The 18,835-nt window shown below is 71.9% G+C and carries 22 protein-coding genes; 11 read left to right on the top strand and 11 right to left on the bottom strand.

All coding sequences use genetic code 11. The features are described from left to right. The first annotated feature begins 28 nt into the window (after positions 1–28). Positions 29–694 (top strand): deoxyribose-phosphate aldolase, encoded by a 666-nt coding sequence (gene deoC / locus LZP97_RS13505; protein ID WP_010592123.1) that lies wholly within the window; start codon positions 29–31, stop codon positions 692–694. A 13-nt stretch (positions 695–707) separates the two neighbouring features. On the opposite strand, the gene LZP97_RS13500 is transcribed toward deoC, so the two are convergent. Next, positions 708–1,445 carry an LmeA family phospholipid-binding protein gene (locus LZP97_RS13500; protein WP_040270859.1) on the bottom strand — a complete coding sequence of 246 codons (738 nt, stop codon included), beginning with the start codon at positions 1,443–1,445 and terminating at the stop codon, positions 708–710. 102 nt (positions 1,446–1,547) lie between these two features. Here LZP97_RS13500 and LZP97_RS13495 point away from each other — a divergent pair, with 102 nt between their 5' ends. Next, positions 1,548–2,165, top strand: coding sequence for a type IV toxin-antitoxin system AbiEi family antitoxin domain-containing protein (locus LZP97_RS13495; protein ID WP_010592121.1), 618 nt, complete (start codon positions 1,548–1,550; stop codon positions 2,163–2,165). Here LZP97_RS13495 and LZP97_RS13490 read toward each other — a convergent pair. The 3 genes from LZP97_RS13490 to LZP97_RS13480 form a co-directional block, all read right to left on the bottom strand. Beyond that, complete coding sequence (locus tag LZP97_RS13490) at positions 2,111–2,944, bottom strand: hypothetical protein (protein WP_040270860.1); 834 nt, start codon at positions 2,942–2,944, stop codon at positions 2,111–2,113. The two genes, LZP97_RS13495 and LZP97_RS13490, sit on opposite strands and share 55 nt — an antisense overlap. A gap of 8 nt (positions 2,945–2,952) precedes the next feature. After that, positions 2,953–3,459, bottom strand: a complete 507-nt coding sequence (locus tag LZP97_RS13485) for a DUF2505 domain-containing protein (RefSeq protein WP_003937518.1) — start codon at positions 3,457–3,459, stop codon at positions 2,953–2,955. A gap of 147 nt (positions 3,460–3,606) precedes the next feature. Continuing rightward, on the bottom strand, positions 3,607–4,110 hold the full coding sequence (locus tag LZP97_RS13480) for a DUF2505 domain-containing protein (protein WP_010592119.1): 504 nt from the start codon (positions 4,108–4,110) through the stop codon (positions 3,607–3,609). Positions 4,111–4,181: 71 nt separating this feature from the next. Here LZP97_RS13480 and LZP97_RS13475 point away from each other — a divergent pair, with 71 nt between their 5' ends. The 5 genes from LZP97_RS13475 (at position 4,182) to LZP97_RS27390 (ending at position 7,975) form a co-directional block, all read left to right on the top strand. After that, complete coding sequence (locus tag LZP97_RS13475) at positions 4,182–5,228, top strand: UDP-N-acetylmuramate dehydrogenase (RefSeq protein WP_040270863.1); 1,047 nt, start codon at positions 4,182–4,184, stop codon at positions 5,226–5,228. Between the two features lie 484 nt (positions 5,229–5,712). Next, positions 5,713–5,973 carry a ribbon-helix-helix domain-containing protein gene (locus tag LZP97_RS13470; RefSeq protein WP_040270938.1) on the top strand — a complete coding sequence of 87 codons (261 nt, stop codon included), beginning with the start codon at positions 5,713–5,715 and terminating at the stop codon, positions 5,971–5,973. Then, complete coding sequence (locus LZP97_RS13465; protein WP_040270865.1) at positions 5,970–6,209, top strand: hypothetical protein; 240 nt, start codon at positions 5,970–5,972, stop codon at positions 6,207–6,209. The genes LZP97_RS13470 and LZP97_RS13465 overlap by 4 nt, the downstream gene beginning before the upstream one ends. Positions 6,210–6,275: 66 nt before the next feature. Next, on the top strand, positions 6,276–7,580 hold the full coding sequence (locus tag LZP97_RS13460; protein WP_234574680.1) for a hypothetical protein: 1,305 nt from the start codon (positions 6,276–6,278) through the stop codon (positions 7,578–7,580). Then, positions 7,517–7,975: a L,D-transpeptidase gene (locus LZP97_RS27390; RefSeq protein ID WP_326491655.1), complete on the top strand. Its 459-nt coding sequence runs from the start codon at positions 7,517–7,519 to the stop codon at positions 7,973–7,975. The genes LZP97_RS13460 and LZP97_RS27390 overlap by 64 nt, the downstream gene beginning before the upstream one ends. Before the next feature lie 10 nt (positions 7,976–7,985). On the opposite strand, the gene LZP97_RS13450 is transcribed toward LZP97_RS27390, so the two are convergent. From LZP97_RS13450 to LZP97_RS13440, 3 genes are all read right to left on the bottom strand, one after another. Continuing rightward, complete coding sequence (locus LZP97_RS13450; RefSeq protein ID WP_040270869.1) at positions 7,986–9,038, bottom strand: DUF2804 domain-containing protein; 1,053 nt, start codon at positions 9,036–9,038, stop codon at positions 7,986–7,988. A 5-nt stretch (positions 9,039–9,043) separates the two neighbouring features. Next, entirely contained in the window at positions 9,044–9,793 is a 750-nt protein-coding gene (locus LZP97_RS13445) for an SDR family NAD(P)-dependent oxidoreductase (RefSeq protein WP_040270871.1), read from the bottom strand. A 62-nt stretch (positions 9,794–9,855) separates the two neighbouring features. Continuing rightward, on the bottom strand, positions 9,856–10,812 hold the full coding sequence (locus tag LZP97_RS13440; protein ID WP_040270874.1) for a TauD/TfdA dioxygenase family protein: 957 nt from the start codon (positions 10,810–10,812) through the stop codon (positions 9,856–9,858). Positions 10,813–11,207: 395 nt separating this feature from the next. Here LZP97_RS13440 and LZP97_RS13435 point away from each other — a divergent pair, with 395 nt between their 5' ends. Next, a complete protein-coding gene (locus LZP97_RS13435) occupies positions 11,208–12,464 on the top strand; it encodes an ROK family protein (RefSeq protein WP_040270879.1) in 1,257 nt (418 codons plus the stop codon). Between the two features lie 78 nt (positions 12,465–12,542). On the opposite strand, the gene LZP97_RS13430 is transcribed toward LZP97_RS13435, so the two are convergent. From LZP97_RS13430 to LZP97_RS13420, 3 genes are read right to left on the bottom strand one after another with little or no spacing between them, the layout of a single operon-like run. Next, complete coding sequence (locus tag LZP97_RS13430) at positions 12,543–13,577, bottom strand: tocopherol cyclase family protein (protein ID WP_040270882.1); 1,035 nt, start codon at positions 13,575–13,577, stop codon at positions 12,543–12,545. Between the two features lie 5 nt (positions 13,578–13,582). Then, a complete protein-coding gene (locus LZP97_RS13425) occupies positions 13,583–14,044 on the bottom strand; it encodes an SRPBCC family protein (protein ID WP_040270885.1) in 462 nt (153 codons plus the stop codon). A 23-nt stretch (positions 14,045–14,067) separates the two neighbouring features. Beyond that, entirely contained in the window at positions 14,068–14,850 is a 783-nt protein-coding gene (locus tag LZP97_RS13420) for a PIG-L family deacetylase (RefSeq protein WP_040270887.1), read from the bottom strand. On the opposite strand from LZP97_RS13420, the gene LZP97_RS13415 reads away from it, so the two are divergent. Together LZP97_RS13415 and LZP97_RS13410 are read left to right on the top strand one after the other, a co-directional pair. After that, complete coding sequence (locus tag LZP97_RS13415) at positions 14,849–16,039, top strand: MFS transporter (RefSeq protein WP_048772265.1); 1,191 nt, start codon at positions 14,849–14,851, stop codon at positions 16,037–16,039. The genes LZP97_RS13420 and LZP97_RS13415 overlap by 2 nt on opposite strands. 5 nt (positions 16,040–16,044) lie before the next feature. Next, positions 16,045–16,866 carry an alpha/beta fold hydrolase gene (locus LZP97_RS13410; RefSeq protein WP_040270957.1) on the top strand — a complete coding sequence of 274 codons (822 nt, stop codon included), beginning with the start codon at positions 16,045–16,047 and terminating at the stop codon, positions 16,864–16,866. On the opposite strand, the gene LZP97_RS13405 is transcribed toward LZP97_RS13410, so the two are convergent. Next, positions 16,841–18,019, bottom strand: a complete 1,179-nt coding sequence (locus tag LZP97_RS13405; RefSeq protein WP_040270890.1) for an acyl-CoA dehydrogenase family protein — start codon at positions 18,017–18,019, stop codon at positions 16,841–16,843. The genes LZP97_RS13410 and LZP97_RS13405 overlap by 26 nt on opposite strands. 63 nt (positions 18,020–18,082) lie before the next feature. Between LZP97_RS13405 and LZP97_RS13400 the strand changes: the two genes are divergently transcribed. After that, positions 18,083–18,784 carry a winged helix-turn-helix transcriptional regulator gene (locus LZP97_RS13400; RefSeq protein WP_040270891.1) on the top strand — a complete coding sequence of 234 codons (702 nt, stop codon included), beginning with the start codon at positions 18,083–18,085 and terminating at the stop codon, positions 18,782–18,784. Positions 18,785–18,835 lie beyond the last annotated feature (51 nt).

Here is an 18,835-nt window from a genome sequence, read left to right as displayed (position 1 = left end):
GGAATATCGCTGTGGAAAGCTGACGGGCATGCCGGAGACCACCCTCACCCGTGCCCGGGTCGCCGCGATGGTCGACCACACCCTGCTCAAACCCGAGGCGTCGGGCGCCGACGTGCGCGCGCTCGTCGACGAGGCCCGCGAACTCGGGGTCTGGTCGGTCTGCGTGTCGCCGTCGATGCTGCCGCTGCGGGCGGACGGACTCGTCGTCGCCACCGTGGCGGGCTTCCCGTCGGGCAAGCACCATTCGCTGATCAAGGGCGCCGAGGCCCGGCTCGCCGTGGATCAGGGCGCCGCCGAGATCGACATGGTGATCGACATCGGCGCGGCCGTCGCGGGGGACTACAACGCGGTGCTCGCCGACATCCTCACCGTCCGGGAGGCGATCGGGTTCGAGCCCGTGCTGAAGGTGATCCTCGAGTCGGCGGCCCTGTCGGACGAGGCGATCGTCGAGGCGTGCCGGTGCGCCGAGCGGGCGGGCGCGAACTTCGTCAAGACGTCCACCGGGTTCCATCCCGCCGGGGGCGCGTCCGTGCACGCGGTGCGGCTGATGGCCGAGACCGTGGGCGGCCGGCTCGGCGTCAAGGCCAGCGGCGGCATCCGCACGGCCGAGGCGGCGCTGGCCATGATCGAGGCCGGTGCCACCCGGCTCGGCCTGTCCGGCACCCGCGCGGTGCTCGACGGCCTGCCCGAGTGAGCGGGCCGCGGCCTCAGCAGTCGAGCTGGTTCTGCGACTGCTGGCCGGCCGGCGGCTCGGGCATCGTGTAGGCGCCGCCCTCGAGCGTCACCGCGATGCCGGAGTCGGTGACCGACACGGACGTCGCCTGCATGTCCAGCGGGTACTGCTGCAGGCTCTCGGTGAGGATCTGCACGATGCCGTCGACCAGCGCTGTCGGCAACCCGATGCCGAACAGCGACGCATCCACCGTCTCGATCGCGATCGTCCCGTTCCGGGCCTCCGGGCGCACGGTCAGTTCCGCCAGCCCGGCGCCGCCCACGGTGAAGCGGAGGGTGCCGGCGGCCGCGTCCGGGGTGACGTCGGTGATCAGCGAGCCGAGGGGCAGCGTCTGCACCGTCGCGAGAATGCCCGACGACGGCCACATGACCTCCGCGCTCGAGCTGCCGATGGTGCCGGCCCCGGCGGCGCTCTCCCGCAGGTCCACGTCGCGGACCACGGCGTGCACCTGCATCTCCTGAGCGGGGCCGAACGCCGTGTCGTCGCTGTCGAGCGTGACGGACGAGACCTGCTTGTCCACGAGCGAGAGCAGCACCGGTTTCCACCCGAGATCCACGTCGACGTTCGTGCCGAGTTCGCTCTCGAACGACTGCGCGAGGCAGTTGGTGGCACGGTTGCGGACGTACACCTCGGCGCCGACGAGCACCGCGACCAGCGCGACGGCGAGGACGATGCCGATGGTGGCGAAGGGGACACGCTTCCGGTTCGTCATGGTTCCGGATTCTCCCGAAGAACTCTGAGGAAGGTCTGTGAAGATGCGCCGCCGGGACCGGAAAGTGTGAGGTGTACCACAGTTGTTCGGTACTGTGGCGGCATGACGGGCTGGACGGAACCTGAACACGACGCCTCCGGCCGGGTGGATCCGGACGAGGCCCTGCGACACACCGCGCTCGCCCAGGCGGGCTTCTTCACCACGCGGCAGGCCGTGGCCCACGGCATCGCCACGATCGACTTCGTCGGCCGGATCGCGGCCGGGCACTGGGTCCGGATCCAGACGGATCTGTTCCGGCTCGGTGACAGCCCGCACACGAAGTTCGACGAATTCGCGCAGTGGTGCGCCTGGTACGAGGGCGCCGCGGTGGTCTCCCACCAGAGCGCGGCGGACCTGCACGGCATGGGCCACCTGCAACCCCGCTTCCTGCACCTGTCGACGGCCGACCAGCGGACGGTGCCGAGCAACCGGCTCGCCCTGCACCACCGGCAGCTGCGCGAGCAGGACTGCGAGCAGGTGGGGTGCTTCCGCATCACGACCCCCGCGCGGACCGCCGTCGACCTGGCGGCGGGCGGAGTCTCCCAGGAGGTGCTCGACGAGCTCGTCGGCGACGCCATCGCCATCGGACGGGTCACCTCGGCGCAGCTGCACGCCGCGGTCGTCGATCAGCCCGCGGCCGTCGCCGACCGCATCGAGCTCGCGCTGCTCGCGGCCGGCTGAGTCTGCGCGGGGGCGACGAAGTCCCACGGCACGGTCAGCACACAGTCCCGCAGGCGACGGCGTTGCGGCGCCGCCGGCACCCCCTGGGCGCGCAACAGGTCCAGGGTCGCGCGCCAGCGCACGCGCGGCCCGAACGCCGCGTGCGGGGCCGCCGCCGCCCAGGCCCGATCCGCCACCTGCAGCAGCTCGTGGATCCGTTCCCCCGGCACATTGCGGTGGATCAGCGCCTTCGGCAGCCGCTCGGCCAGGTCCGACGGTGTGGCCGAATGGAACGGGCTCCACGCGAGGGTGAGCGTGCGCGGGCCGTGCTCGTCGAGCAGCACCCATGCGCACCGCCGGCCCAGTTCGTCGCACGTGCCGTCGAGCAGCAGCCCGCCCGGTGCGAGCCCGGCCCGCAGCCGAGCCCACGCCGGCGCCACCGCCTCCTCCGGGTACTGACGCAACACGTTGAATGCGCGGATCAGCACCGGCCGGAGCCCGGCCAGCTCGAAGCCCCCGCGGGCGAACTCCACGCCGTCGCGGGCCGGCACCACCCGCCCGGGATCGATCTCGAGACCCACCACCCGCAGCCGGCGGCGCACCGTGCGCAGCCGCGCGGCCAGTTCGAGGGTGGTCACCGGCATCGCGCCGTAACCGAGGTCGACGACGAGCGCATCGTCCCGCGAGTGCAGGACGCGGGCGACGTCGGGATGGTGCATCAGCCACCGGTCGCTGCGGCGCAGGCGATTGATGCCCGTGGTGCCGCGGGTGACGACACCTTCCGGGCGCGGTACGCGCACGGGGGGAACTACCCGAACCGGCGCGCGAGCCAGTCGGCGGTGATCTCCGCCTCGGTGCGGAACAGGTCGACGAGGTTGACGAGCATGAGCTGCTCGAGTTTGCCGCCGATGAACGGCAGGAAGACCTTGGCCTCCGACGTGGTGCGCAGGGTGCTGCCCCCGTCCGAGGCGAACAGTTCCATCGTGCCGGTGAGGCTGCCGGGCCCGGCGGGGACCGAGGCCTGGTAGCTGCCGGTGATCGTGTCGCCGAGGGGGGTGTAGGTCTCCTTGCGGGTGATGACCATGTCCTTCTTCATCACCGTCCGGGCGATCTCGGGCAGTTCCGTGCGGGGCAGGACGTGGTGCAGGACCAGGTCGATACCGTCGTCCGACACCTCGAACTCGGCGAGATGGTTCTCGGAGTACTTGCGCATCTCCACGATGCGCGCCTCCCAGTGCGTGCGGTCCGAGAGCGCCTCGTACACCTGCTCCGGGCTGTACGGATAGCGGGCGGAGTAGTCGATTCGCCGTGCCATGACAGCCGAGGTTACCGGTTCGTTACCGAACCACGGAAATCGTCACGGCTCCGCAACGGCACGTCAGTGTGGTTCGGACAGCCGTCGGTGTGGTTCGGACAGCGGTCGGTGTGGTTCGGACAGCGGTCAGTGTGGTTCGGACAGCCGTCAGTGCGGTTCGGACAGCCACTGCGCTGTGAACGTGCGCTCGACGTCGAACAGTTCGACGATCTGCTCGACGATGATGCCCTCGATCTTGCCGCCGAGGAAGGGGATCCGCACCTCGGCGGTGCCGTCGATCTCCACGATGGTGCCCGAGCCGTCCGGGGCCATCGTGGACGTGCCGTCCACCTTGCCGGGCAGCCCGTCCACGTGCGCGGAGAAGCTGCCCGTCGCGCGGTCCCCGCTCAGCGGCTGCCACGACTCGTGCCGATGGATGACCAGGTCGCCGGGATGGAAGTTGGTGACGAAGCTCGGCAGGTGCTCGGCCGGGATGGACTGCGTCATGTGCAGGTCGATCGTCCCGTCGCCGATGCGCACGTCCTCGAGGGTCGCGCCCGGGCCGCCGATCTCCGCCAGCCGGGTCCGCCAGTAGTTCTCGTCGACGAGCGCCGCGTGCACCGTGGCGACGGGGAACGCGTAGTGCGAGTAATGGTCGATGCGGCTGCCCATGGTCGGCACGCTACCGTTTGCGGGTGTCTGATCCGCGTATTGGGGCCCAACTCGTCGAGGCGGGCGCCGCTGTGTCCGAGCACGTGCCGCTGTCGACGCTGACCACGCTGCGGCTGGGCGGTCCGGCGCGGTGGCTCGCCGAGTGCACCACCACCGACACCCTCGTCGACGTCGTCCGCCTGCTCGACGCGGCCCGCGTCCCCACCCTGGTCCTGGCGGGTGGCTCCAATCTCGTGATCGGCGACGCCGGATTCGACGGCGTGGTGGTGCGCATCGCGACCACCGGGATCGAACCGGGGGAGGACACCGTCCGCGCCGAGGCGGGCGCGGTGTGGGACGACGTCGTCGCCCTCACCGTGAAGTCCGGTCTCGGGGGACTCGAGTGCCTGTCGGGGATCCCCGGCTCCACCGGCGCGACCCCGGTGCAGAATGTCGGCGCCTACGGGGTGGAGGTCGGATCGGTCCTGCGCGCCGTACGGCTGCTCGACCGCACCAGCGGCGACGTCCGGTGGGTCGGCCCCGGGGAACTCGGGCTCGGCTACCGCACCAGCGTCCTCAAACATTCCGACGACGCGCTGGTGCTCGAGGTGGACCTCGCCGTGCGGCCGGACGGGGCGAGCGCACCGCTCGGCTACCGGGAACTGGCGTCGGCGCTGCACGCCGAGGAGGGGGAGCGGCGCCCGGCGGCGGAGGTGCGTGAGCAGGTGCTGACGCTGCGCCGCGGCAAGGGCATGGTGCTCGATCCGGGCGACCTCGACACCTGGAGCGCCGGATCGTTCTTCACCAACCCGGTGCTCTCCGACGACAAGCTGTCCCGGGTGCTCGCGGTCGTCGAGGAACGCGTCGGGCCCGACGTGCGGATCCCGCGATTCCCCGCGGACGGCGGCACCAAGCTCTCCGCGGGATGGCTGATCGAGCGAGCCGGGTTCGGCAAGGGCTTCCCCGGGGCCGACGCACCGGTGCGGCTGTCCACCAAGCACACCCTCGCACTCACCAACCGGGGAGCCGCGACCACCGCCGATCTGGTGGCCCTCGCCCGGGAGGTGCGCGACGGCGTGCAGGACGCGTTCGGGGTGCGGCTCGAGCCGGAGCCGGTGACCGTGGGCTGCGTGATCTGACCGCGACGAGGTCGAGGATGCGGGCTCCGGCGTGCCGCAGCGGCGGCGCCGTGTAAGACCACCCATACTCCCAGGTCGACCGGGTGGTCGACACCGTGGGTGCCGATGAGGATCACGGCGTCCTCGGTAAGGGCGCAGCACGACAGATGGGCCAGTCCGCGGTAGGTGACGCCGGAGAACAGGTGGTCAGCGCCGCGGTGTGTGCCGGGCCGGCGACGCGAGCCCGGATCCGGGCGATGACCTGCTCAGGGCTCGGGGCTCGGGTCACGTCCACGCCGACCATGTAGTGCAGGTTCGGCGGCAAACGCCAGCTGCAGACCGGGCCGCTCGAATGCGGCGTGGGCGCCGCGGAGCCCGGTGGCGGCGTAGGTGCGGCCGGGGCTGTCGTCGACCACCTCCTCGAGGCAACCCCTGTTCTGCTGGTCGCACGAAAGTTCGAGATCGAAACCTGGCCACCACTGTATTTCGTATTACACTATTGTCTGTGGCTGACGAGATGATCAACGGAATCCCCGTCACCGACGAGATGATCGAGGAGTGGGCAGACGAAGCCGAGGCAGGCTACGACGTCGCCGCCCTGCGTAAGCGTGGTCGCCCGACGATCGGAGAGGGCCCTGGAACAGTGGTTCCGGTCCGCATGGACGAAGCGTTGTTGAGAGCATTGAACGCGCGTGCAGAACAAGAGCATGTATCCAGGTCCGAGGCGATTCGGCAGGCGATCCGCGCCTGGACTCGGGTCGCGTGAAGGCGCACAAATCCGCCCTCGAGCACGGAATCGACGAAACCGACAGCATCTACGCAGCCCAGAATTACGTCTATGCAGCCGACCTGGATGACGACCACCCCGCGCGAGAATTCCGACTCGGTTTCGACCTGAAAGGCCGCCTCCTGGAACTGGTCGTTCTGCGCTTCGACAGCGGCAACGAGCTTCTCATCCATGCGATGAAGGCTCGGCCTCAGTACTTCGATCTACTCCCCTGATTGCTGCCCGCTAGTTGACATCACGGTCCGATGGTTAGCTCGGTGAGGTTGTGCGACAGTGACTCGATGAGCGACAGGGCGCACCCGGCATCGTGGTGGACCGTGTTGTCCGTCCTCACCGCGGTGCTCGTCGCCCTGGTGTGCGGGGTCGTCCTGTGGGCGTTCATGCCGCCGGTGGTGTTCTTTCCCTATTTCGCCCTCGCCTCGTCGGCACTGGTGATCCTGGGCGTGGTGTGGGCGGGACTCGGTCTGCTCGGCTGGTTCCGGTACCGGGCGCTGCGTGCCAGTGCCGTCGCACCGGTCCTGGTGGTGCTCACCGTCGTGCTCGTGGCGCTGTCGGTCCCCTCACGGGTGGCGTTCGCGGTCTCGAGGAACGCCCTGGCGGCCGAAGCCCGCCAGTGCCCGCAGTCGTGGACCGACCAGCGGATCGGGATGTACCGGATCTGGCAGATCCGCCCGGTCGAGGGCGGATGCCTGTCCTTCATCGAAGGCGGCCTGATCGACTCGATCGGCCTGGCGTATCTCCCCGACGGGGCACCGCATCTCGGTGCGCCCCGACGCGACGGCGAGATCGGATACACGCCGTACAGCGGCCCGTGGTACCGGTTCGTCCAACGGTTCCAGCCCGGGCGGCGGCCCGGTCACCGGCGCTCGGCTCGTGCCTGGGGAACGCCCGGCACCACAGCATCGTGTCCCGATCGAGACCGACCCCGGCGAGGACAACACCGACGAGCGGGGTATGCCCGGTGTTCGAGACCACGAACGAGAAAGGTGAATGCTGTGTCGATGATCGTGTCGGTCCCTCGGCGGCTCCGGCGCGCCGGGCTGGCGCTGACGATCGCCGCAGCCGTGGGGTCGACCGTCGGGTGCGGGGCCGGGCAGATCTCCCAGACCGCCACCCAACAGGCCGCGGTCAACGGCAACGATGCCCGGCTCGGCGCACTGCACCTGCTCAACGTGTATTTCCACGCCGAACCCACCGAGTCCGCCCGGGCGCGTTACGGCCAGGTCCGGCTCTCGTTCACCGTGGTCAACAATTCCCTCGACACCGAGCGGCTGGTGTCGATCGACTCCCCGGCGGCCTCGCTGACCCTCGACGGTCCCGTCCAGGCCCGGCAGATCCGGCCCGGCACGTCCCTGTCCGCGGGTCAACCCGTCGAGCAGTTCGACAAGCCCACGGCCCCGGACGAGCCGCTGACCGTTCGCGCGCAGATGCCCGCCGAGTCGATCCGGCCGGGCTTGACCCATCCGGTGACATTCACCTTCGCCGAGGCCGGTCCGGTCACCCTCGCGGTGCCGTTCGATGCGTGGACCCCGGCCGAGCCGCTCCCCACCCAGCGGCCGCTGCCACCCTTGCCCGCCCACCCCTGACCGGCACCCCTCACGGCGCTCGACCTGACCGAACGCCATCTGCTGTCGGCCGTCCGCAACGACACCGCCCCGACCCGGCTGACCTACAACGACTGCTCATCGGCGTCCACGTGGTCACCGAGAAGCACGAGGACTTCCTGATGGCGGTGCGGATTTCCGACAACGGCGAATTCATCCATGCCAATCCCGCGACCCTCGGCCAGCAGGGCGCCACCAACGTCACCAACGGCTGCATCAACCTCTCGCTCGGGGACGCCCAGGCGTATTTCGCGACGGCGATGTACGGCGACCCGGTCGAGGTGTCCGGAACGTCGATCGAGCTGTCCGCCGCGGACGGCGACCTGTACGACTGGGCGATCGACTGGCCCACCTGGCAGTCGATGTCGGCGCTGTAGGAGAGGCGCACTACCAGCGGTTGCGCACCTTCTCAGCGAACCCGAGAAGCTCGCGCACCTCGAGCCGGGTGCCGTCGTCGAGCGTGACGTGGCCGGTGAACCGGCCGAAGACCTGATGCTGCGTCGAGCGCAGGACGAGGGCGTTCACGTCGGCGGCGCGATCGAGGATCGGCTCGAAGCTCATCTCGAACCGGCCGTCGTTGCTCGAGAACCGCCACGGAGCGCCGTCGAAGGTGCCGTGCGGAAGGTGGAACTGCACCCGGTCCAGCTTGTGCGCCACGCCGTCGACCAGGACCATGTTCTCGCTGCCCGCGGTGGTGTCGCCGAAGCCGTCACCGACGGTGAACCCGAAGGGACGCCCCTCGTGCCGTCCCGATGCGGACGCCCAGAACCAGGTGTTGTCGTAGGTCCACACGCCGCGGCCCCAGTCGAACACCGCCGACGCCGACGCGGGGTCGAAGGTGTGCTCGCGACCGGCGAGCGTGACGGTTCCGGCAGCGGGAAGGCCGGGGAACTTCTGGTTGTAGTAGAACGCCCGCTCATCGCCGGGGAACGGCAGCGCGACGACCATCCGCTCGTCGCCGGGCGGGGTGAGCACCACCTCGCCCGACAGACCCCGTCCGCCCGCGAATCCGGGATGCCGGACGATCAGGCGCCGGGCGTCGTGCTCGTGCCGGAACTCCAGGCGGATGCCGCGCCGGTCGACCACCACCTCGCCCGCGTCCGCGGAGGCCGGCAACCGCAGCCGTCCCAGCGGAAACGGGACCATCAGGTTCTCGGTGGTCTCCGTGCGGCCGGTCAGGTCCAGCCAGCTCACGCCGAGCAGGCCCAGGTAGCCGTTGTCGGCGACGGTCAACGCAAGACCGAACGGCCCGTCGTCGCCGTCGGCGAGCACGCAGTAGTAGTCCCACTCCTTGATCCGCCACCGCGGCGCCGCGATCCGGGAACGGTCGTACGTGCGGACCTCGGACCCGGCCCATCCGGCCTCGGCGAGACGGCCCCGTCCGTCGAGCAGCGGCCCCGGGGAGAGGCGGCGCTGCCCGGCGTCCCCCGGAATCTCCACCGGCCCTACTCGGCGGTGCGGTGGAAGCGCATGGGGCTGGCCTGGTCGCGCGGCTGCACGATGATCTGATCCAGGTTCACGTGCGACGGGCGCGACGCGACGAACCCGACGATCTCCGCGATGTCCTCGGCCACCAGCGGGGTAATCCCCTCGTACACCTTGGCGGCGCGCTCGGCGTCGCCCTCGAACCGCACGAGGGAGAACTCGGTCTCCACCGCGCCCGGCGCGATCTCGGTCAGGCGCACCGGCTTGCCGAGCAGCTCACCGCGCAGCGTCCGGTGCAGCACCGCCTGGGCGTGCTTGGCGGAGGTGTAGCCCGCGCCGTTGTCGTAGGCGTGGAACGCCGCCACCGACGTGATCGTGACGATCAGGCCGTCGCCGGAGTCGACGAGCTTGGGCAGCAGGGCCTTCGTCATCCGCAGTGTGCCGAGGACGTTGGTCTCCCACATCCAGCGCCAGTCGTCGAGGTCGGCCTCGGCGACCGGGGCCATGCCCTTGGCGCCGCCCGCGTTGTTGACCAGGACGTCCACCCGGGGGAGCACCGTCGTGAAGGCGGTCACCGAGTCCTCGTCCGTGACGTCCAGCTCGAGGGCCGTGCCCCCGATCTCGTCCGCGAGCTTCTCGATCCGGTCGACGCGGCGAGCGCCGACGACGACGTGGAAGCCCTGGGCTGCGAGGGTGCGGGCGGTGGCCTCGCCGATGCCGGAGGAGGCACCGGTGACGACGGCGACGGGGGAATCGGGAGAAATCGTCATGCGAGCGATCCTAGGGTGCCCCGGGTGCGGTCGCGCGGGGGTCCGCGCGACCGCGGCACCCGCTACGACGCGAGCGGCCGGGGCGTCTCGATGATCGAGTAGGCGCCCGCGTCGCCGGCGACGGACCGGCTCGTCTCGCCGTGGACGCTCACCGGGACGTCGCCGGCGAGGGTGATGCGGTGCAGCCGACGATGCCGGCCGTCGTAGTCGGCGACGGCGTAGTGCTGGGTGGCCCGGTTGTCCCAGATCGCGACGTCGCCGGCGGCCCAGTGCCAGCGGGTGGTGTACTCGAGCCGCGTCTGGTGGTCCTGCAGCAGCCGGAACAGCGCCTGCGACTGCCGGCCGCTCAACCCGACGAAGCCCTCGACGAAGTGGCCGAGCAGCAGCGACCGCTCCCCGGTCTCGGGGTGCACGCGCACCACGGGATGCTCGGTCGCGAAGTATTCGGACCGGAACTCGGCGCGGTACTCGGCGACCCGCTCGTCGGCGCCGTCGCGGAGGTGCTCGGCGCTCTCGGCGGCGTAGTCGTACACGTTGGTGTGGGTGGCCCACAGGTTCTCGGCCAGTGTCTTCAGCGGTCCGGGCAGGCCCTCGTAGGCCGCCACGCCGGAGGCCCACGTGGTCGAACCACCGTAGGGGGGCAGTTCCACCGCGCGCAGGATCGACGCCTTCGGGATGCGGTCGACGAACGAGACGTCGGTGTGCCAGCTGTTCGCTGTGCCGTAGTCGGAGTCGATGGGCAGCACGTGCGCCCCGCGCGACGTCACCGTCGGGTGCGCGGTGGTCGGTGTGCCGAGCAACTCGGCGAACGCGTACTGCGACGCGTCGTCGAGGTGGTGCTGGTCCCGGAAGAAGATCACCTTGTGCTCGGCCAGCGCGCGACGGATCGCTTCGACGGTGCGCCCGTCGAGGTCGCCGCCGAGCCGGACTCCGTCGATGCGGGCACCGACGTGCCCGCCCAGGCGGACCACGGTCACGTCGCGAGCGGGTGCGGTGCGGGTATCGAAATCGACAGACATGAAGGACCTTTCGTGGATCGGATATCGGTACCGTCGACCTCATCACCGGTGATGTTCCGGCGTAAGGGTTTTCGTCACCCTGATCGGGATGGTTGCCTGCGCGTCGCCGGGCGGAGTGGACACGGCGGCGCGCGGCGGCTAGGTTGCGGGTATGTCAGCTCGCCGTCTCCGTGCTCCGCGGGTCACCTATGTGACCGCCGCGCTGGGCTCGCGGCTGCCGCTGGCGCGCGACCTGTGTTGTCGCTGACACCGCACCTCGCGCCCCGCTTCGTCGCCCGCCGTCACCCGGCGGATCGCCACGGTCGAGCGGATCGGCGCCTCCCCGTCACGCCCCGGGTCCTCGAACCCGTCCCCGAGGAAGAGCCGCAGTGTCTGCAGCAACCACATCGAATGTCTTGTACCCCAATGTCGTCCGTCCGAAGACCGGTGCCCGGTCCCGCGGCGCCGCCGCCCGCGTGCAGCCGACGGCGCGCGTGCAGATCGTGCCGCCCGAACTGAAGATCGCCGACGGCACCGCCGCGGCCGTGTTCCGGACCGCCGCGGCGCGCGGGCCGATCTGCCGCGACCAGGCGGCAGCGGCGACGGGCGCGAGCATCGCCACCGTCAACCGACAGGTCTCCGCGATGCTCGCCGCGGGACTGCTGCGGGAGCGGCCGGAGCTGATCGAGTCCGGCGCCGTGGGCCGGCCCCGGGTGCCGTTCGAGACCGACCACGAGCGCTACCTGACCGTCGGGATCCACGTCGGGGCGGCCGTCACCGGTATCGTCGCGAGCGATCTGCGCGGGCGCGTGATCGGCGGGGTGGAGATCCCCACTCCGCGCGGCGGCCAGGAGGCGGCGCTCGGGACGATCACCGGCAGTGCGAGGGCCTTCGCGGCGCGCTGGCATCGGCGCATGCCGCTGTGGGCGGGCGTCGCGCTCGGCGGGCGCGTCGACTCGGCCACCGGAACCGTGGACCACCCGCGGCTCGGCTGGGCGGATGCGCCCGTCGGCGCGGTGGTGAGCCGGGGTCTGGGCCTGCCGGTTTCCGTCGCCGCGCACGTCGAGGCGATGGCCGCGTCGGAGCTGCTGCTCACCCCCGACCGCGACACCGCCGACGTCGAGGGCGCCACCCTGTACTTCTATGCCCGTGAAACCGTGGGTATCGCAATCGCATTCGACGGCCGGGTGCACACGCCGCGCGGTGGCCCGGGTTCGGTCTCGCACCTGCCCACCGGATCGTCCGTGCCGTGCGCCTGCGGTGCCCGCGGCTGCCTCGAGGCCACCGTCGCCGACCGGGCGGTGCTGGCCCGGGCCCGCGCCGCCGGGTTGCTCGACGCGCGTGCCACGTCCGTCGCCGCGCTGTACGCGCTGGCCCGCAACGGCTCTCGCGAGGCGCACGAGATCCTCGCGGAGCGCGCGCAGGTGCTGGGGCGGTCCGTCGCGATGCTGCGCGACCTGTTCAATCCGGACCGGGTGATCCTCGGCGGCCAGGCGTTCACCGCGTACCCGGCGGCGGCGCCGCACGTCGCGCGCGCGCTCGGGTCGACGTCGGGCGCCGACGTCCGCGTCACCGGATTCGGCGACCGGGTACAGGCGCACGCCGCGAGCGTGGTGTCCCTGAGTTCGCTGTACTCCGACCCGCTCGGAGCGATGCGTCGGGCGCTGGGCTGATACGCGCACGAAATATCCATCCGAGCATACGATTTCATTCGCGTGTGGCCGGAAAGTGCGCGGATCCGGGGCCGCCGGTCATCGGCTGCGCAGTGGCGGGCCGTCCGTGGCGTCCGCCGGCGCAGCGCGACGGTCCAGTTCGGCCCGTGCGCGCGCCAGACCGCCGTGTTCGAGTGCCGCGAGGGGGGACTCGTCCGCCCACACCGGGGTGCCGCGGTCTCGGACCGTCACGCTCAACGAGCCCGCCAGGTGCTCGAGGGAGCCGGGCACGTTGCGGCGTTCGAGCGGCAGCGGGACCGGCAGCACGTGCGCGTCGCCCAGCGGGGCGGTCCCCTCGATCTCGACGGTCCACCGCGGCCCGCGCCCGAACAGCGACCACCGCTCGTCGGTGACGTGGGCCCGCACCGGCGAGACCACCGGGTTGCCGAGCCGGATCACGGGCCCGTCCGGCAGGGCGACCACCACGGCCGTCACCTCGGTCCGCAGGGGACCGGCGTGGACCTGCCCACCGGCGAAGGCGACGCACGCGGCGGAGTCCGCGAAGCCGTGTGCCTGGCCCCACCACCACGACTCCGGGAAACCGCCCCTGCCCCAGTTCTTCTCCGCGTACACCTGCGCGCCGTCGAGGTTCCACGTCTCGCCGCCGAGCACGGCATCGCCCTCGGCCCGCCCGTCGAGCAGCCACGGGTGCCAGTACTGGTTGAGGGCGGGAACCGCGTGGAAGACGCTGGAGCCGCCGAATCGGCGACGCGGCCACGGCCGGGGCGCCGTCACTCGCACGTCGAGGCGTGCGTCGTCGCCGAGGTCCACGCGCAGCCGGTCGGGTTCCCCGCGGAACGCCGTGCCCGCCGAGGCGCCGAGCCGCAGGGGGTCGGCGAATCCGTCCGGATGCGCCGTCGTCCGCAGGAACCCGCCCGGGTGCGCCGCCAGGCCGAGCGTCGCCCACGACCCGTCGCCGGCGCGGTTGACGCCGCACAGCGCGATCACCACCCGTCCGGTTCCGGGTTGGGTGAATCGCCAGAAGTACCCCTCCATCGCGACGTCGTGGGCCGTCAGGGGGTCGCCGAAGGGCAGGTCGGCGCCGGTGGCGCGGTAGCGCGAGTACAGCGACACGGCGCTCAGATCCCGGCCCGGGCCGCGGCCGCGATGTCGTCGAGGTCCCGCTGCAGCGCCGTGCGCGTCGCCCGCACGCCCAGCGGGGCGAGGAGCGCCGTCAGCACCCGCCGGATCCGGCCGGGACGTCCGTCGTCCGCGGAGAACCGCACGGTCAGCATCGTGCCGGCCCGATCCGGGGCCACGTCGAATTCGGTGCGGTAGCGCACCCCGCCGGATTCGGCCTCGACGACCGTGTGCCGCCCCGGCTCCACGGCCGTCACCGTCATCTCCTCGGTTGCCGCCCTGCCGAACATCCTGCGTGTCTCGCGCCAGCGGGTGCCGACCTCGTAGCCGACGCCCGCGAGCCGTTCGACACTGTCCACCCCGCTCAGGACCTGCGGGGCCGAGTCGACGGAGGTGAGCACCCGCCACACCCGGTCGGGTGGGGCGTCGACGGAACGGCTCAGCTCGATGTGGTGGCCCATTCGTGCTCCTTCGGTCGGATCGGTCACAGGGGCAGGGCGTGCTCGCGCAGCGCCGGTTCCGCGCCGCGCCGGCGGAACCACTCGAGCCCGAACGCGCTCGCGAGCTGTTCCGGCGTCATCGCCAGCATCGGCCCGAAGTCGCCGACCTGCGAGGCGTGCGCGAGCATCGCTGCCCGTTTCGCGGGGATCGTCGCGGACACGTCGATCGTGGTGGTGATCTCGGTCTCCGGCAGGCCGAACGTGTCCAGGTCCGGTGGCGTCGCGTCCGGGCTCACCTCCGGGGCGGCGGCGAGCAGGCGACGGATGTGGTCCCGGTTCATGGCCGCCTCGTACACCGACGGGTGTGCCGTCAGCTCCTGGGCTCGGGCACCGACGCGGTGCACCTGCACGTGGTCGGGGTGCCCGTACCCGCCGTTGGGGTCGTAGATGGTGACGACGTCGGCGCTCTCCTCCTCGAGCACGGCTGCGAACCGGGCCGCGGCCGCCTCCACATCGACGTTGCAGAACGCCGCCGGGTCCGAGTTCCGCGGCGTCCCCGCCATGCCCGAATCGGCGTAGCCGAGCGGCACCAGGCGGGCGACCCCGAGCGTCTCGGCCGACGCCTCGAGTTCGGCGCGGCGGCGCTGGGCCAGGGACTCGCCGGGACCGAGCAGGCCGTCGGGAACCTCGCCCGCGGCACCGTCCGTGGCCACGACCAGCACCACCCGATGCCCCGCGTCCGCGGCCAGGCGCATCACCCCGCCGGTGGTGAACACCTCGTCGTCGGGATGGGCATGGAAACACACCAGCACGCTCACGTACTGCATGCTGGCACGAATGCGCTCCTACCGTGCACTGTTCACCGCGCCGGGCGCCGCCGGGTTCTGCCTGGCGGGGTTCGTCGCGCGGCTGCCGATCGCGATGGTCGGCATCGGCATCGTGACGATGTTCTCGCAGCTGCGCGGCGACTACGGCCTCGGCGGCGCCCTGGCCGCGGTGTTCGCGCTGTCCTACGCCGCGCTCACCCCGCTGGTCTCGCGGGCCGCCGACCGGCACGGGCAGTTCCGCGTCCTGCCGGTCGCCGCCGGGATCAGCGCGACCGCGACGGTCACGATGCTGGCGGGGGTGCGGTGGGAGGCACCCGAGGTGCTGCTGTTCGCGTGCGCGATCCCGGCGGGACTGATGCCCACCATCGGTGCCATGGTCCGGGCCCGGTGGACCGAGCTGCTCCGCGGCACCGACAGGCTGCGGACCGCGTTCGCGCTCGAGGCGGTGATCGACGAACTGTGCTTCATCGTCGGGCCGGTGCTGTCGGTGGGCCTGAGCGTCGCCGCGTTCCCCGAGGCGGGCGCGTTGCTGGGGGCGGTGCTGCTGGTGATCGGCACCGTCGCCCTCGCCGTGCAGCGCGGCACCGAACCTCCCGCGCGCCCGGTCGCCCGGGGTGCGCCCGGGGTGAGCGTGCTGCGGATCCCGGTGTTGCTCGTGCTGGTGGTCGCGATGACGGCGATGGGCACGATCTTCGGTGTCGTCGACGTGGTCGGGGTCGCGTTCACCGCCGAGCAGGGCGTGCCCGGCGCCGCGACCGTGGTGCTGGCGATGTTCGCGACGGGATCCGCGCTCGGCGGCCTCGTCTTCGGTGCGGTGCGGCTGCGGGCGCCGCTGACGCGGCAGCTACTCGGGGCGACGACGGCCGTCGCGGTGCTGCTGTGGCCGCTGCTGCTCGCCGGCACCGTGCCGGCCCTCGCCGTGCTCTACCTCGCGGCCGGGGTGGCCGTCGCCCCCACCATGATCGTCGCGACCTCCCTGACCGAGCGGATCGTGCCGCCGGGCCGGCTCACGGAGGGCATCACCTGGACGGTCACGGGACTCGGGGTCGGGGTCGCGGTCGGCTCCGCCGTCGTCGGTCAGGTCATCGACCGGTCCGGGCCGAGTGCGGGCATCGCGGTCGCCGTCGTGGCCGCGCTCGTCGGGTGCGCGTGTGCCGTGGGAGTGGCCCGGCTCGCCCGGCTAGGGTGACCCGCATGACAATCCGTGAGGTCGAGAGTTCCGACGGCACCCCCATCGTCTACCGCGTCACCGGCGATCCCGCCCACCGCCGGCTGGTCCTGCTGCACGGATGGGCCCAGTCGTCGCGGTGCTGGGGCGAGTCCGTGCTCGACGAGCTGGCCCGCACCCACCGGGTGATCGCCGTCGACCTCCGCGGACACGGGTACTCGGGCGCCCCGGAGACCGGATACGACGAGTCGAAACTGTGGGCCGGGGACGTGCAGGCCGTGCTCGGCGCCGAGGACGCCCACGACGCGGTGCTGCTCGGCTGGTCCTACGGCGGCCTGGTGATCTGCGACTACCTCGCGACGCACGGCACCGACCGCGTCGCCGGGATCGTGCTGGTCGGCGCGATCACCAGCATCGGGCGCGGTGAGAAGGGCGGCAAGGTCGGGTCGGCCATGCGCGCCGCCGTCCCCGACGCGATGTCCGAGGATGCGGCGACGGCGATCCGCGCACTCGGTGCCTTCGGCACCGCCCTCACCGGGACCGGGGCGGACACGGGCGTCGCGGCGCAGGCGCTGTTCGGCACCAGCCTGTGCACCCCGCCCCGCGTGCGGGCGGCGATGTTCGCCCGGACGGTGAGCAACGACGAGCTGCTGCGCAGTCTCGACATCCCGGTGCTCGTCCTGCACGGCACCGCCGACTCGGTCGTCGACGTCTCGGCCGCCGAGCACGCGGCGGCACTGCTGCCGAACGCGACGACGTCGTACTGGGAGGGCACCGACCACGGTCCGTTCGTCGAGGACCCGCAGCGGTTCGCCTCGGAGGTCACGCGCTTCGCGGGATCGCTGTAGCGTCCACCGACCCGATCGCCTGCGTCCCGGCGAGCAGGAGCGTCTCCTCCGGTGTGAGCGGGTGGAACTTGACCCCGCGCACGTCGCGATAGCACTGTTCGAGCGGGCTCGACCGGTAGAAGCCGCGGCCCCCGGCGACGTCGAGCGCCAGGTCGCACACCTCGATCGCGGTCCGCGCGATCTCGGCCTTGGCGGTCATCACCGCGGCGACCGTGCTCATCGACGGCACCGGGTCGTCGCCGACGGTGTCGAGGGCACCGTCGAGGGCCCACGACGCGACCTGCAGGCGGGTGGCCGCCACCCCGAGCTGGCGGCGCACGGTCGGGTCGTTCGCCCGCGCGGTTCCGGCGACGAGTGCGGTCGCGTGCGCGTGCGCGGTCTCGGCGACGCCGAGATAGACGGCCGCGACCACGGGCATGGCGACGCTGAGCACCAGCTGGAACGGCGGGTCGATCACCCCGTAGGGGCGGCGGGCGACCACGGCCGCGTCCGGGACGAACACGTCGGTCAGCTCGACGTCGTGGCTGCCGGTGCCGCGCATGCCCAGTGAGTCCCAGTTGTCGTGGACTCGTACCCCGTCGGTGTTCATCGGGATCATCATGTTGAGCACGATGCGGCCCTCGTCGGGGTCGTCGAACGGGAACATGGTGGCGAGCACGTCGCCGGCGGGGGCCTGGCTGCAGAACACCTTGCGGCCGTCGACGCGGTAGCCGCCGGGCACCTTCCGGGCGGACCCGCGGGGGTGGGTCTGGTCGGCGCCGCCGGTGGAGACGAGCACGAGCGCCTCCTCGGCGACGCGGCGCAGCATCCGGTCCGCGCCGGGCGCGCCGTGCCGGTACCGCCACGCGGCGGCGAGCACGACGTGGTGGTGCATGGCCGAGGCGAGCGCGGTCGCCGCGCAGTGGTGTGCCAGGGTGCGCTGCACGGTGGCGACATCGCGCACGGTCGCGCCGCCGCCGCCGAGTTCGCGGGGGACGGCGAGGGCGAGACGGCCCTCCGAGCGCAGGATCTCGTAGGCCTCGGCGACGAACGTGCCGTCGCGGTCGTGGGCGCGGGCGTAGGGGGCGATCCGCCGGCCGAGTTCGTCGGCGCCGGCGACGAGTTCCTCGCGGGGCCGGGATCGGGGGTACTGGGTGATGTCTACGGTGGTCATGTCTCGACGGTAGGAGCACGGATCGATACCGCCCAGTGCACGTTCTGGACCTACTCTGGAGGTGTGCGCGAGTACGGGCAGTACTGTCCGGTCTCGATCGGCAGCGAGGTGCTCGCCGACCGGTGGACCCCGCTGATCCTGCGCGAAATGGTCTACGGAAGTACCCGCTTCAACGAGATCGAACGCGGTCTGCCCGGCATCTCGCGCACCCTCCTCGCCACCCGGCTGCGGCACCTCGAGCGCAAGGGCGTGCTGGAGCGGGTCCCGCAGGCGCGGGGCTGCGAGTACCACCTCACCCCGGCCGGCCGCGAACTCGCCCCGATCCTCGTCGCGATCGGGGAGTGGGCGGTGAAGTGGTTGTTCTCCGAGCCCCTGCCCGCCGAGGTCGACCCCGTGACACTGACCTGGTGGATGCACCGGCGGGTGGACCGGGACCGGGTGCCGCCGCAACGGGTGGTGATCGAGTTCGACTACACCGGTCCCGCCCCGATCCGGTTGTGGATCGTCCTGGACCGCGGCGAGCCGTCGGTGTGCCGGAAGCATCCGGGCTTCGACGTCGACGTGTACGTGACCGCGGAACCGGTGGCCCTGATGCGCGTGTTCGCCGGCACGCGGACGCTGATCGAGGCGCTCGACGACGGCAGCGTGCGACTGCACGGGCCGGCCGCGCTGGTGCGCGGGTTCGGCGTCTGGTTCCTGTGGAGCCCGTTCCACGCCGCGGTGCGCCGCGCAGTCACGGGTTCCGAGACGGGCGAGCGGTCCTGACCGGCCGGGTGCGACGTCGCGCAGACGAGCCCGGTCGGGGCGCAGCGGGAC

The organism is Rhodococcus sp. DMF-1 (assembly GCF_021441945.1).
Lineage (GTDB): Bacteria > Actinomycetota > Actinomycetes > Mycobacteriales > Mycobacteriaceae > Rhodococcus > Rhodococcus ruber.
This window is presented reverse-complemented; position numbering and strand designations above follow the sequence as displayed.